Source organism: Enterobacter quasimori, assembly GCF_018597345.1.
Lineage (GTDB): Bacteria > Pseudomonadota > Gammaproteobacteria > Enterobacterales > Enterobacteriaceae > Enterobacter > Enterobacter mori.
This window is the reverse complement of sequence record NZ_JAHEVU010000003.1, coordinates 439,471-453,031: the sequence shown is the minus strand read 5'-3', so window position 1 is coordinate 453,031 and position 13,561 is coordinate 439,471. Positions and strand designations below refer to the sequence as shown.

The following is a 13,561-nucleotide window of genomic DNA, read 5'->3' as shown; positions in this document are numbered from 1 at the left end:
TTCCGCTTATTTGTCGAAATTTATGATTTCTATAAGCAAATGCTTTTAGGACTTATCACATTTGCCACATAAAGGAATAGCAACAATACTTAATAAGTCAAGACAGCCAAAATGAAGGATATCGGATGAAATTATCAGTCATTTCAGCCTTATTTATATTACTGGTTCCCGCCGCCTGGGCAGATAATAACGGCGGGTTACAAAAAGGCGAAGCGCCACCCCCGCCTCATGCGCTGGACGACGGTTATCGGGGCACTGATGACGCCCGGATTATGACCATTACTCAGGCAAAAGGAATGCATGATGGCGCAACCATCTCACTGCGCGGAAACCTGATTGACGGAAGCGGCGACAAATATGTTTTCCAGGATAAAACGGGAAAAATAGACGTCATTATCCCTAAAGCGGTGTTTGACGACAGAACCGTCAAACCCGATCAGATGATCGGTATTAACGGCTCACTGGATAAGAAATCATCACCTCCTGTCGTACGCGTCGATCATCTGCAGAAATAAATTCAGCGAAGCGTTAACGCTGTCACTATCCATCAAATCTCACCCCTTGGCCTGTAAGGAGTCAGCAATGAGTGATACCACACAACGTACCAACGCTTTCCCAAAACCGCCGTTCCCCGAGCAGCCGCAAACGCCGCCGGGTCTGGCGTCCAGGATGCAGCCCGTGCCCGATCACGGGGAAAAGAGCTATAAAGGGCATGGCCGACTGGCCGGTAAGAAGGCCCTGATCACCGGCGGTGATTCGGGTATTGGCCGCGCCGTGGCGATTGCCTATGCCCGCGAAGGTGCCGACGTCGCCATTAACTATCTGCCCGAAGAGGAGCAGGACGCCGCTGAGGTGATTGCGCTGATCGAAGCCGAGGGACGGAAAGCCGTCGCGCTTCCCGGCGACGTGCGTGACGAGACCTTTTGCCAGAACCTGGTGGAAGAGGCGGTAGCAAAACTTGGCGGGCTGGATATCCTGGTCAATAACGCCGGTCGCCAGCAGTATCGCGAAACGCTGGAAGAACTCACTACCGAAGATTTTGACGCCACCTTCAAAACCAACGTCTACGCGCCCTTCTGGATCACTAAAGCGGCGCTGCGTCACCTGAAAGCGCCTGCGTCGATCATCAATACCTCCTCCGTGCAGGCGGTACAGCCGAGCGCCGTGCTGCTCGATTACGCGCAGACGAAAGCCTGTCTGGCAGTATTTACCAAGGCCTTAGCGAAACAGCTGGGACCTAAAGGGATACGCGTCAACGCCGTTGCGCCGGGGCCTTACTGGACGGTTCTTCAGTCGAGCGGCGGGCAGCCGATGGAGAAAGTGAAGCACTTTGGCGAGAGTTCCCCGCTGGGACGTCCGGGTCAGCCCGTTGAAATCGCGCCGCTGTACGTGACGTTAGCCTCTGACGAATGTTCGTTTACCTCCGGGCAAGTGTGGTGCTCGGACGGGGGCGACGGGACGCTCTAAAAATAAAAAGGCTGCGTGAGCAGCCTTTTTTTCGTCTACGGCGTGACGATGTTGAACCAGAAATCAAAGCTATCCATATAGCTCAGCAGCTCATCAAGCTTCGCCTGATTGCCTGTCACCGTCACATCCCCCTTCTCCTGCGCCTGTTTCAGCGTGGTCTCCTTGAGGATGATTTTGTTCAGCGTATCGCGGCTGAGTGTGATTGAGGCATCCGCCGCTTTTGCGACCGTATTCGCGCTGTGATTCAGCACGCCGTTCTCAAGCTCCAGCTTGTACTGACCGCCATCTTTACCCAGGTCAACGTTGAATACCGCTTTTGCATTCGCCGCTCTCATGCCATTGATGTGCACCCCGAGGAAGTCAAAGAACATCTCCGGAGACATGGCGCGAACCGTATCCGGGCTGGCGGTGTTCGGCGTCGGCAATTTCTGTACGCCGTTACGAAGTTCCTGCGCGCCGGTCAGATAAAAGTTACGCCACGGGCCCGACTCCGCCTGATACCCCAGCTGTTCGAGCGCGTCCGCTTCCAGATTACGCGCCGCTTTGTTTGATGGATCGGCAAACACAACCTTGCTTACCACCTGCGCGACCCAGCGGTAGTCCCCCTGCGCATAATCGGCTTTGGCTTTTTCAAGGATGGCGCTGGCGCCGCCCATATAGTGAACATATTTTTTCGCGGCATCGACGGGCGGGAGTTCGTCGAGCGTTGCCGGATTACCGTTGAACCAGCCGAGGTAAAACACATAGGTCGCTTTCACGTCATGGCTTACCGAGCCGTAATAGCCGCGGCCCGACCAGGATTTGGCTAACCCGTCCGGCAGCGCAAAATTGGCCGCGATTTCATCACGCGTCAGCCCTTTGTTCGCCAGTCTCAGCGTCTGGTCATTGATATACCGGTACATATCGCGCTGGCTTTTCATCAACTTCACCACGTTGTCGTTGCCCCACGTCGGCCAGTGGTGCTGCGCCATGATGATTTCAGCCTTATCACCCCAACGCTCAATGGCGCTGTTGATGTATTTCGACCATGCCAGCGGGTCGCGGATCTTCGCCCCGCGTAATGAGTAGGTGTTATGCAGCGTGTGGGTTACATCTTCCGCCGCTTCAATCATCTTCTTCTCTTCAACGTACCACAGCATTTCAGACGGCGCTTCTGACCCCGGCGCCATCATAAAGTCATACGTCAGACCGTCGATAACCTCTTTCTGACCATCTTCGGTGATGTAATGAGTCGGCTCGATCAGCGTCACCGTCCCGGCAGACGTGGTCGTCCCGAGACCCGCGCCAACCTGGCCTTTTGCGTCCGGCTTCAGCAGGTTGCCGTACATGTAGCTGGCCCGGCGGCTCATCGCATTCCCGGCCATGATGTTCTCGGAGACCGCTTCTTTCATAAAGCCTGCCGGGGCATAGACTTTCACTTTGCCCGATTTCACATCGGCTTCGTCAACCACGCCGCGCACGCCGCCATAGTGGTCAACGTGGCTATGGGTATAAATCACCGCCACCACCGGACGTTTACCGCGGTTTTTATAATAGAGATCCATCCCCACTTTGGCGGTTTCGGCAGAGACCAGCGGATCGATAACCGTGATCCCCTCTTTGCCTTCCATGATGGTCATGTTTGACAGGTCGAGGTTACGGATCTGGTAAACGCCGTCTGTCACTTCGAATAGGCCGCTGATATTAATCAGCTGCGCCTGACGCCACAGGCTTGGGTTTACCGTATCCGGTGCTTTTTGCCCTTCTTTGATAAAAGCGTATTGCTGCGGGTTCCAGATAACATTACCCTTTTCACCCTTAATAACATCCTGTGGCAGCGGAGCAATAAAGCCTTTATGAGCGTTGCTGAAATCGGTTTTATCAAAAAATGGCAGCTGGCCATACAGCGCATCATTATTTGCTTTGGTATGGGTGGTAGCTTCTTTTGCCGTTGACTGCGCCATGGCAGGAGCGGCCACCAGCGAGGTGGATAACAGACCGGCAACGGTCATTGCGTTAACAAGAATTTTCAGTTTCATAAATCCCCTACACGTCATCATTACGTTCGGATATGTGTTTAGGAAATAAGGTTACCAGCCAATTATTTATTTCCCCATTCAAATAACGTTTAAAAATAAACAAACTTAACCTGTTGTCGTCATTGCCTGGCAGGATAATGTTCACTCCATTTATTCACTCCAGGATAACCAATGAAGATAACGCCATTTTATATCGTTATATTTAGCCTGAGCACCTTAACCGCCTGTCGCTCTGCTCCCCCCGATAAAGTCGAACAGATTAACCATTTGCAGGTTCCTTTAATATTACCTGGCGAGAAACCATCCTCTGTGCAAACATCGCATATTGCGTCGCTCTACCAGGAGAATAAACAGCAAATTGATTCATTAACACGCAGCCTCAAATCTCAGTATCTTCGGGATGCCACGGCAAAAGATATTTTTAAAGAAGACAGTGCCGTCCAACCCGTCTACGCCTCCCTCACCAGGCTGGAGCAGTTAGACATGATAAATCAGCAATACCTGAAAGATAAAAATGAGGCTGGCCTGAGAAATATCAATCTTGTCCTTAAGCCCTTAATTACGGGTTAAACGATAAAAGCCCGACTACACGGTAGCCGGGCTTTTTATCATCGAGAAGAATACAGGGATTAATCGTGCTGACCAAAGCGGTAGGTCAACCCAGCCGTAACGGAGCTGATATCGCTGCTGACGCCAATCTGGTTGGCATTGCCCACGTTGCTGACCCACTGGTACTCCAGGCGGCCGGCCCAGTTTTTATTGAATGCGTATTCCGTACCAACTGCCGCAAGCGGGCGTACACCGGTCTCAAAACGATTGTGACCACTTACATCAGATTCAGCACGGTAGCCCATCGCACCCGCACGGCCATAGATATCCCAATTGTTCGTCACGGCATAGCTGGCTTTTAAAGACATCTGCAGGCCCTGAGCTTTCATTTGACCGCCCGCGCTATGCTGGCCTTTTATCTGCATATTTCCCAGATAATCATAACCGCCTTCAACCGCAAGCCATGGCGTAATTTGGTAACCCGTATAGATACCGCCACCGACATTATCGTGGTCGATATCGAAATGGTTAGCGCTGTTATTACTCTCGAGTGCTTTAGAGCCAGTGTTGGTGTCAAAATAATGTGACCAGCCAAATTTCGCCCCGCTATACCAGGTGCCTGCATCTGCGGCGGCAAAAGCGGTCGTGGCGGTACATGCATTTACCAGAATTAAAGCTACCAATGTCTTTTTCATACGTATCCTGTTTGCTTCGTCAAAATTTATTTCGGTGAGCAAACAGTAAACAAAAACGAGAATGTCGTTAATTCGTTTTTAATTTAATTTTAAACTTACATTAAAACGACTCCGGTAAATTTCTGATTTCAAGGAGATACCCACCTCTTTTGAACGAGATATATTCACCTTGCTTAAGGGCCGATAATACGTTGAGAATACTGCTGCGCGACAACAGCGTGCGGTCCTGGATATATTCGAGGATCGTCGTGCGCATTCGTGCTTCCTCAGGTAACAAAATCATCTCCAGGAGATGGTTGCGAATAACGGAATAAGTCCGTTGCTGCAGGACCTGCGCATCCCGATAAATTAGATAGGCAGTATGATAGGAGAGAAGTGCGGCCACCTCTTCCCACACGCCCTGCTCGCGGAACAGTTCCGCCGCACGTTCGGCATCCACCCGTAAAAGCGTCGACTCGGTTTCCACTCGCAGAATATGCCCCTGCGTCGGCTGGATCATTTCTGCAATACCGAAGAGATGGGGTTCGTAAACCGTGACCAGCAGCAGGCCGTCGGACGCGCGCAGCAGGGACAACCCGCCCTCTAAAAAGAGATACATTTGCTGCCGACCTTTATGTTTCCACGTCACGCGTTTGCGCGGCACCACTTTCATTTTCTCCGCTATCGGCTCAAGGATCGCGGTCAGTCGTTCAATCGATTGTTCAGGACGAACGGGCGGTAAAATATGCATGGCACAACCTTATAACATCGGGTAACTGCCAGTATAGACCATATAATTTAAGCGGCTACCGTACACAATACCGGAAGGTATAACAGCAGAAACCGCCACAGTAAAAAGAAAACGTGTTTATTTTTAAATATTCCGGCACGGCATAAATGCCTTTTATGTTAATGATGCTTATATAAATAGTTAACATGATGTTTTATTTCCATGCAACCCCACATGCAAACTCTGTCAAATGACGATTTTGACGATATTTTTAAATAGCCATTCCTCTCTCCCTGCCACTGCGCCAACACAATCAAGCAGCATATAAATCTATACATAAACTTAAAACTGAGTATTTAAGTTTAAAAAACTCATTTAAACGATATTTACGTTTACCAAAACAACCAGAAATGGTCTTATATTCCAACCAAAGGCAAGAAGTGCGGTACGTTGTTCTGCAACACATCGCTCAACCGCCTGGGAGACAAAAATGATGATGAAAACGGGAAACAAAAGCATGTTCAATAAAACAGTTATCGCAGTCGCTATGATGTTTTCGGGCGCGGCAATGGCAGCGGAAAGCACCGGCGTTGCGGGTGGCACAATCACCTTCAATGGTTCTGTATCCGATACAACCTGTGACGTGACCACCAACAATGGTTCCGATTTTACGGTGAACCTGGCGCCTATCTCACTGACAGATATGGGTACCACTACTGGCGTTGTCAGTGCCAACAATAAAGACTTCACCATGAGTCTGAAAAATTGCACTGCTGCCGACACCGCAACCAAAACGCTGAAAATCACCTTCTCAAGCAGCAACCTGTCTGATGACGGTAAATACCTGAAGAACTACAGCGAAAGCGGCGCTGAAGGGGTCGGTATTACCCTGACGAAGGATGGCACCACCGCCGTTCCGTTCGACACCGCGTTCAACACCGGTCTGACTTCTGATGATGTTTCCGGTGCCGACGGCGTTACGCTGACCATGCACGCGAATTACTACAACTTCGGTGGTTCTGCCGTGACGACCGGTAAAGTCGTTACCGACGCAACTTACTCCTTTAGCTACGATTAATAGCCCAACCGGGGAGCAATCCCCGGTTATTAATGACCATGAAAAAACATATTTTCTTTCTCTTCGTTGCGTTCGCTTCACACGCGGCTCAGGCCAGCGTGGTAATAAACCAGACGCGCGTGATTTATTCCAGCGAAGCAAAATTCGTTACCGTGCAATTAGTGAATGAGAGCGATAAAACTCACCTGGTACAGTCCTGGCTTGATCAAGGTGACGCTTCAGCTGCCCCGGAAAAGATTAAAGTTCCCTTTTCCGTCATGCCGCCGGTCGTCAAAATGGATGGCCACAGTGGTCAAACGCTGAAAATCGCCGCGACCAATACCTCCTCTCTGCCTTCAGACAGAGAAAGCGTATTTTGGTTAAACGTGCTGGATGTTCCGCCAACGCCGGAAGGCAGCAACGATAATTATCTCCAGGTGGCGATTCGCAATCGCATTAAACTGTTTTATCGCCCCGCCTCGTTGCAGGAACTGGACAGTAAAATTGTCGAAAAGATCACCATCTCCACCTCAGGAAGTCAAACCTGTCTCAAAAACAGTTCCCCTTACTATTTAACCATTCCACAGGTTGTGACCTGGCAGGGTGGAAAATTGAAGCAGAATCGAGACGATAATTTGCTGAGCGATACCGCTTTTATTCCGCCTTACGGTTGCGCGCTGATTCCCAACAAAATCCAGGCCGGTTCTCAGTATCGTATTACATGGCTTGATGATTACGGCGCCAAAAGATTCAGCACCCTTCACTGATTATTTTTATGGCTATGCCTGGTTCAATTCTGATGAAGAACAGATCCCTGTTTCGTAAAAGCCTGTTGGTTCACTCCGTCAGCCTCGCCTTATGTTCCTTTGGGGCGAGCGGTGAGACATTTAATAGCAGCCTGCTGGTCGGTAATTCAGCCGATATGGACTGGAGCAATTCAAAACTGGTCATGACACCGGGCACGTACGATCTCGACGTATATGTGAATAACGCCTGGCGCGGGAAATTCGACATGACGATTGCCAATGACGATAAAGGGACGGTGCTTGTTCTGAAAGATGATGTGCCACTACTGGGCATTCGCGATCTCGACGATCTCGTCGCGAATAAATCAAACGGGCAAATCGACATCAGTACCCTGCTACACGGCGGAAAAAGCACGCTGGCGCCAGGAGAATTGCGTCTGGATTTAGAAGTACCTCAGGCCTTTGTGGTGACCGAAAAACAGAACTGGGTGGCCCCACAAAAATGGGACCAGGGGATTAATGGGGTATTTACCAACTACAACCTCAACTATTACAACTTTTATGGCCTGCGTGAAGGGTATACCAACAGCGATAATATTTATTTATCGCTAAATAGCGGCTTGAATATGTCTGGCTGGCATCTCCTCGATAACTCGACGTGGATGCGCTACAGCAATATGGGTAAAGGGTATTGGATTAACACCACACGCTATCTTGAAAAACCGATTGTCGGTATTGAGGCATTAATGCGCGTGGGGCGTACCTACACCACGTCCGATTATTTTGACACGATTCGTTTTCGCGGCCTGACGCTGAATAAAAGCCGTCAAATGCTGCCGGACAGCGAACGCGTGTATATGCCGGTCATCAGCGGAATTGCCACCAGTTCGGCCGTGGTCAGCATTTACCAGGATGGACACATCATCCATCAGATTACCGTCCCTGCCGGGCCCTTTGCGATCCGCGATTTAATGCCCACCGGCTCGCGTGGGGATCTCTCTGTTGAGGTAAAGAACAGCGGCGGAACGATAGAGCGCTTTGCGGTTCCCTTTTCGTCTATCCCGGACATGCTGCGTCCCGGCACCAGCGACTACCAGTTTAACGTCGGTGAGGTGGACATGCGCGGCATCAATGACCACAGCCAGTTTGCACAGTTCAGCTACTCTCGCGGAATGAATAACTACGTAACCGCCACCGCCGGGAGTATCTGGAGCGCGGACTATTTCTCCTTTCTGCTCGGCGGTGCTCTTTCTGTTCCCTATGCGGGATCGCTATCAGCGTCGCTTGAACAAGCGCAGTATCGCTTGCCGGGCGATAATCGACGCCGGGGAGAAAAATATGCACTCTCATGGAGTAAATCCTTCCCGACGCAAACTAACCTGACGCTGGCGTCGTATTACTATCGCACGCAGGATTACGCATCGTTTAACGATTATGTGTTGGCGAAGTCCAATATTCAGGATTATGGCGGCACCGGCACGTCAACCATCAACAGCAAGCAGGCGTTTAGCGCCAACCTCAACCAGCCGCTGGGCGATGGGTTTGGTCGACTTTCCCTGACGGCGTACTGGCGCGATTACTGGCGCGGCCAAAAGACCAGCCGCCAGTATAATCTGACCTGGAGCAACGCGTATAACAGCGTGAATTATGCGGTATCACTGCGCCGCTCTGAAGTCACTCAGTCGTACTACAACTATGAAACAGATTACGAAGGTGATGTTGTTACGTCGCTGCGCACCCGTGGGAAGACGGAAAATAATCTTTATTTCTCCGTCAATGTTCCGATGTCACTCTTCGGCAGTCCCGGAAGCGTTGCTTCGCATGCGACGGTTCAGCAGGGGAAATACGCTTCATCAGATATAAGCATGAGCGGCAGCGCCCAGGATGTCGATTACAGCCTTATGCTGGCGCATGACAGTGAGGGTAATTCCCGCTCCGCCGATATCTATACCAACTGGAAAAACAGCGTCACCAGCCTGAACAGCGGGCTGACGCTTTCGCGCGAGTATCGTCAGGCCAGCCTCGGCGCAAGCGGCAATATTCTCGCGTGGCGCGGTGGGGTCATCACCTCACCAAACAATGGCCGAAACTTTGTCATTCTTGAGGCCCCTGGCGTCGAAAACGCCGTGGTCAATGGGGATACCTCTACGCGCACGAATCGCAACGGTATTGCCCTTATCGCCAGCGCAACGCCTTACCGGCTGAATAACTTCCATCTGGAACAGGATGGTTCAAAAAGCAGCGACGTCGATTTACAGGGGAATTTACTTAATATTGCCCCTTACGAAGGCAGCATAACGTACCTGAAGTACAAGACCGATACGCGCAAGGTTTATACCTTCGACGTGCTGGACAGCGAGGGCAATCAACTCCCCTTCGGCGCATTGGTTTCCGATAGCCATCATCAGGAACTGGGTTACGTCGCCCAGGGGAGCCAAATCTTTGTGAAGTCTGACGCACAGCCAGAGGCAATTCGCATTAATACCAGTAAAGGCAAAATCAAAAAATCCTGTGTTATTACGCAGCCGACAGAGCATGCCGTCAATATCTGCCGGTAACCGACCACGAGTATGAAATCGATCATGAGCAAATCTTTATTATTCATCTTTGCCGTATTCAGCCTGATAACGATCCCTGGCTTTTCAGCCCAGGCGGCACCACAGGCCCGAGGCGTGACGGGGGATACCTGCCGTAATAGCGGCATTATATTTAAAAGCGTGGCGGAAGCGGATAAATCGCTTAATTTATCGTCTGCATTTATCACCTCCACGGTGGTTGAAAAGACATATACCACCAGCTGGTCGGGGAGTATGACTTGTACCTATGGCAACGTGGGTATTGGGGGAGTATTTCAGGATCACCTCTACTATTTCACTGGGTTTAATAACAACCCGGTGTATTTGAATTTTAACAGTGCTGATGGTGAAAACAGTTACTGGATTAAAGTGACCTCTGAAATAACCGGCAGCAGTAAAGTCACTGTGAGCGGTATTGTGGGGATACACTCGCTCTCCTACCAGACGCAATATACCTTGCGAGCAGAGTTACTTTCATCCGCGCCTGTTGGGGTATCGACCTATACCAAAACCACCACCAGCGGTGCGCTGAGCGTCATTCCTGCCGTGATGAGTGGTACCGGCTCGGGATCCGACTCGCCCCTGCTCTCCTCTAAAACGTATGCGACCAGGGCATGGAATAACATGATGTCAGATACCGCGCGCAAAAGCTGGGATACCGATTATTTCCTCGCGTACGAGAAAATGACCATTCAATTCGAGCCGAAAGAAACCACCTGCAATATGACGCGTGACATGACGGTAAAACTTCCGCCTGCACCGCTGAAAGAACTTAAAACGTACGGCAGAACGAATGGGGCGGATTTCACCATTCCCATCAAATGCGGAAACCTTGCCGGCGTAAAAACATCTACGCGGAATATTAAGGCCTGGCTTTCCAGCAATGATGTGATCACTACGGATGGCAGTTCGCAAACGATGGTAAATGATGAAACAACCGCGGGCGGGGTCGGTATTGCTATTCGTAGTCGATCTTTTATGGGGGATTTCGAAGAGGTCAAACTCTCCAGCAGCACAAGCATGGGAAATGCCACTCAGATCCTTGATATTGTTAAGGACGATGACATTCAGGATACGCAATACATTCTTCTGCATGCTTACTACAGAGTGTATGACGCCTCGGCCTTATCGACCGGCACGGTGGTCGCAACCGCACAAATCATGTTCGGCTATGACTAATTCACTTACGTAGATAATGACTTTCTTTTTTAAGACCTCTGCCAATTAAACGCCATGAAAATATCTGTACAAACCGTGCTTAACTTATTACATAACATTATTCATCCGGTCTCTGCCGATCTGGTTAATCATTTACAACGCACGGCCATCATCACCTGGTATTTAAGCCAGCGCATCGGGCTGGATAAAACCGGGATCGGCAACGCTTTTCTGGCTGGCATGCTGCACGACATTGGTACGCTGAGTAAAGACCGCGAACACCTTTCTCCCGGCAGCGAGGGGTTTCTTGATGGGCATGAACAGCTGGCGGGTTCAATGACGGCGGGGATCCGTTTCCTGCAGCCCGTCACGCCGATCCTTGAAAACCATCATACCGCATGGTCTTCCTCGGGCTCGGACGATCTTCCTGTGGTACATCATTTGGTTAATATGGCGGATACCTTTGAGCTCTATTTACGCGGGATTGACGGGGATTTTATTACCCGACGCGAAAGGGTCATTTCGGATTTCTTTGCCCAACCCATTCAGTGGCCCGCCCCTCTGGAGCAGGCGCTACGCGAATCTGCCCGTCAGGATGGCTTTTGGTTTCGCCTCGGCAATCCTTCGCTTTCCCAGGTGTTGAACGCCATCAGCCCGCTGCACGACCACATGCTCGACCATCATGATTTTCTCGAAGTGTGCCAGCTCATCTCAAAAATCGTCGATAAGTACAGCAGCTTTACGCGCACCCACAGTGCCAGCGTAGCGCATGTTGCGGCCCGCCTGGCTGAACTCTACGGTTATGATGTCGATATGCAAGAAAAAATCTGTATTGCAGGCTATCTGCATGATATCGGAAAGCTTTTTACGCCGCTCCATATCCTGGAAAAGCATGGCAAGCTTGAATCCTTTGAGTACGCCACGATGAAGCAGCACAGCTACAAAACGCTGGTGATGTTGCATCCTATCTCTGAACTGGGGGATATTATCCGTTGGGCCGCCAACCATCACGAGCGGCTGGATGGCAGTGGATATCCGTTCAGGTTAGGCGCCGCCTCACTTGATATTCCGTCTCGCATCCTTGCGGTGGCGGATGTGTTTACTGCCATGACGGAAAACCGTCCTTACAGACAAGGGATGGAGAGCGCTAAGGCGATGGCTATACTCCACGAAGAAGCAAGAAATTACAGACTGGACAGGGACATCGTAACATTGCTGGACCATAATATTGGCAGTGTAAAAGCGCTTGTCGCGATGTGTTAACGCCCAAAGAACAGCTAATGAAATATTTGATTGCCAGCAAAGTTATTTACGATACAGAGAGCGGGGAATTCACTCTTCCCGGGGCAGAGCGCCTTGAGGCTCAAAAACTGACGAATACGGCCAACCGTATTCTGTCGCTGCTTATTGCTTCGCCGGGAACAGTGCTTGAACGTCAATATCTGCTGGAACATGTTTGGGAATCCGCAGGGCATACCGGGTCTAGCTCTTCGCTCAACCAATATATTAGTATTTTACGCAAGACGTTAACCTCACTGACCGATATTGAAGAGTCGATCATCGTTGTCCCAAAAGTCGGGTTTTACTTTTCCGCCGATATTGACGTACAGCTTCTGGATGAGCCCTGTGCGCCAGCGCCCGGGAATGATAACGTTGCGGCAAAGAAGAAAATACCGTCGTTGCCGCTTAAATACAGCATCCCAGCGCTTCTTATTTTGGCGCTGATTGCGGCCAATTTATGGGTCTGGAGTCAGCCAAAAGCCAATGAACGCTATTCCAGAGTCAATGAGATAGGCAAGCTCGAAAAATGTACCCTCACCACCTATGAACATCTTTCTGCCGATGAACGGCAGCGGTTACATGAGGTATTGCTGTCGGCACAGCCGCAGCTTGCAGAAAAATGTGCAAACCATTTAGCACTGTTAACGGTAAACGTTCAGCCCAGCGTGTTCTATGGCAGCAGCGGACGCATTTTTTACTCTTTTTGTCCTTTAGATTCTGAAAACGAAACGCTAGCGTACTGTGAAAATCACTACGCCTTTAACTGGAAAATGAAATGAAGATTGCGCTAACGCTTTCTGCGACTGTCCTGATCCTGACAGGTGCGCTTATCTGGGGAATGGTTAACCGCACCTCGGCGTATATCGACGATCGGTGCTTTGCCAATTTTACCTATACCGATAACACAAATGAAAAGGCATTCAATTTCAAAGGAAACATATTCTTTGAATTTTCAAAGAACAAAACCGGACAATTTAATTTATCCGGTGACGTTTCCTATCAGGGTCAAAACTACACGTTCTCGCGCTATGTAAAGTTTAACTATGTCAATATTAAAAATAATGCCTACAGAATAAAAATCATTTCGCACGAAACCATGGCGCATGACAATGTCCCGGCAGCCATCTCGCCTCTTGCCATTAAGATATTATTTCTTGCCGGCGAATATTCTATGTACCTGCACAAGCATGATAATAACTTTATTACGATTGGAAATTCACTTTCACCGTTGATGAATTGCGTTATACAGTCCTGACGTTTTGGTAAGAACCCGTTTTTATGAAAAAGAATAATTGTGTCAGCTGT

The 13,561-nt window shown here is 50.0% G+C and carries 13 protein-coding genes; 10 read left to right on the top strand and 3 right to left on the bottom strand.

What is annotated here, in order from left to right:
• Positions 1 to 125 precede the first annotated feature (125 nt).
• Both KK102_RS14245 and KK102_RS14240 read left to right on the top strand, forming a co-directional pair.
• Positions 126 to 515: a YdeI family stress tolerance OB fold protein gene (locus KK102_RS14245; RefSeq protein WP_216357858.1), complete on the top strand. Its 390-nt coding sequence runs from the start codon at positions 126 to 128 to the stop codon at positions 513 to 515.
• A gap of 67 nt (positions 516 to 582) precedes the next feature.
• On the top strand, positions 583 to 1,467 hold the full coding sequence (locus KK102_RS14240) for an SDR family oxidoreductase (RefSeq protein WP_216357857.1): 885 nt from the start codon (positions 583 to 585) through the stop codon (positions 1,465 to 1,467).
• A 35-nt stretch (positions 1,468 to 1,502) separates the two neighbouring features.
• On the opposite strand, the gene KK102_RS14235 is transcribed toward KK102_RS14240, so the two are convergent.
• Positions 1,503 to 3,485 carry an alkyl/aryl-sulfatase gene (locus KK102_RS14235; protein ID WP_216357856.1) on the bottom strand — a complete coding sequence of 661 codons (1,983 nt, stop codon included), beginning with the start codon at positions 3,483 to 3,485 and terminating at the stop codon, positions 1,503 to 1,505.
• A 171-nt stretch (positions 3,486 to 3,656) separates the two neighbouring features.
• Between KK102_RS14235 and KK102_RS14230 the strand changes: the two genes are divergently transcribed.
• The gene (locus KK102_RS14230) at positions 3,657 to 4,055 is read left to right on the top strand and encodes a hypothetical protein (protein ID WP_126544955.1); all 399 of its coding nucleotides are present in this window, start codon (positions 3,657 to 3,659) and stop codon (positions 4,053 to 4,055) included.
• 59 nt (positions 4,056 to 4,114) lie between these two features.
• Here the strand turns inward: KK102_RS14230 and KK102_RS14225 are convergent, their stop codons facing one another.
• Together KK102_RS14225 and KK102_RS14220 are read right to left on the bottom strand one after the other, a co-directional pair.
• Positions 4,115 to 4,729, bottom strand: coding sequence for an outer membrane beta-barrel protein (locus KK102_RS14225; RefSeq protein ID WP_216357855.1), 615 nt, complete (start codon positions 4,727 to 4,729; stop codon positions 4,115 to 4,117).
• Positions 4,730 to 4,829: 100 nt separating this feature from the next.
• Positions 4,830 to 5,459 carry a winged helix-turn-helix transcriptional regulator gene (locus KK102_RS14220; protein ID WP_216357854.1) on the bottom strand — a complete coding sequence of 210 codons (630 nt, stop codon included), beginning with the start codon at positions 5,457 to 5,459 and terminating at the stop codon, positions 4,830 to 4,832.
• Positions 5,460 to 5,955: 496 nt separating this feature from the next.
• Here KK102_RS14220 and KK102_RS14215 point away from each other — a divergent pair, with 496 nt between their 5' ends.
• The 7 genes from KK102_RS14215 to KK102_RS14185 all read left to right on the top strand — a co-directional run bounded on the left by KK102_RS14215 (position 5,956) and on the right by KK102_RS14185 (position 13,511).
• Positions 5,956 to 6,516 carry a fimbrial protein gene (locus KK102_RS14215; protein WP_148102931.1) on the top strand — a complete coding sequence of 187 codons (561 nt, stop codon included), beginning with the start codon at positions 5,956 to 5,958 and terminating at the stop codon, positions 6,514 to 6,516.
• 38 nt (positions 6,517 to 6,554) lie between these two features.
• Entirely contained in the window at positions 6,555 to 7,262 is a 708-nt protein-coding gene (locus KK102_RS14210) for a fimbrial biogenesis chaperone (protein WP_235843696.1), read from the top strand.
• A 32-nt stretch (positions 7,263 to 7,294) separates the two neighbouring features.
• Entirely contained in the window at positions 7,295 to 9,799 is a 2,505-nt protein-coding gene (locus tag KK102_RS14205; protein WP_235843698.1) for a fimbria/pilus outer membrane usher protein, read from the top strand.
• Between the two features lie 24 nt (positions 9,800 to 9,823).
• Entirely contained in the window at positions 9,824 to 10,996 is a 1,173-nt protein-coding gene (locus KK102_RS14200) for a fimbrial protein (protein ID WP_235843700.1), read from the top strand.
• Positions 10,997 to 11,071: 75 nt separating this feature from the next.
• Positions 11,072 to 12,238, top strand: a complete 1,167-nt coding sequence (locus tag KK102_RS14195; protein WP_235843703.1) for an HD-GYP domain-containing protein — start codon at positions 11,072 to 11,074, stop codon at positions 12,236 to 12,238.
• Positions 12,239 to 12,255: 17 nt separating this feature from the next.
• A complete protein-coding gene (locus KK102_RS14190) occupies positions 12,256 to 13,035 on the top strand; it encodes a winged helix-turn-helix domain-containing protein (RefSeq protein WP_108416309.1) in 780 nt (259 codons plus the stop codon).
• Positions 13,032 to 13,511 (top strand): hypothetical protein, encoded by a 480-nt coding sequence (locus KK102_RS14185; protein WP_216357853.1) that lies wholly within the window; start codon positions 13,032 to 13,034, stop codon positions 13,509 to 13,511. The genes KK102_RS14190 and KK102_RS14185 overlap by 4 nt, the downstream gene beginning before the upstream one ends.
• Positions 13,512 to 13,561: the final 50 nt, after the last annotated feature.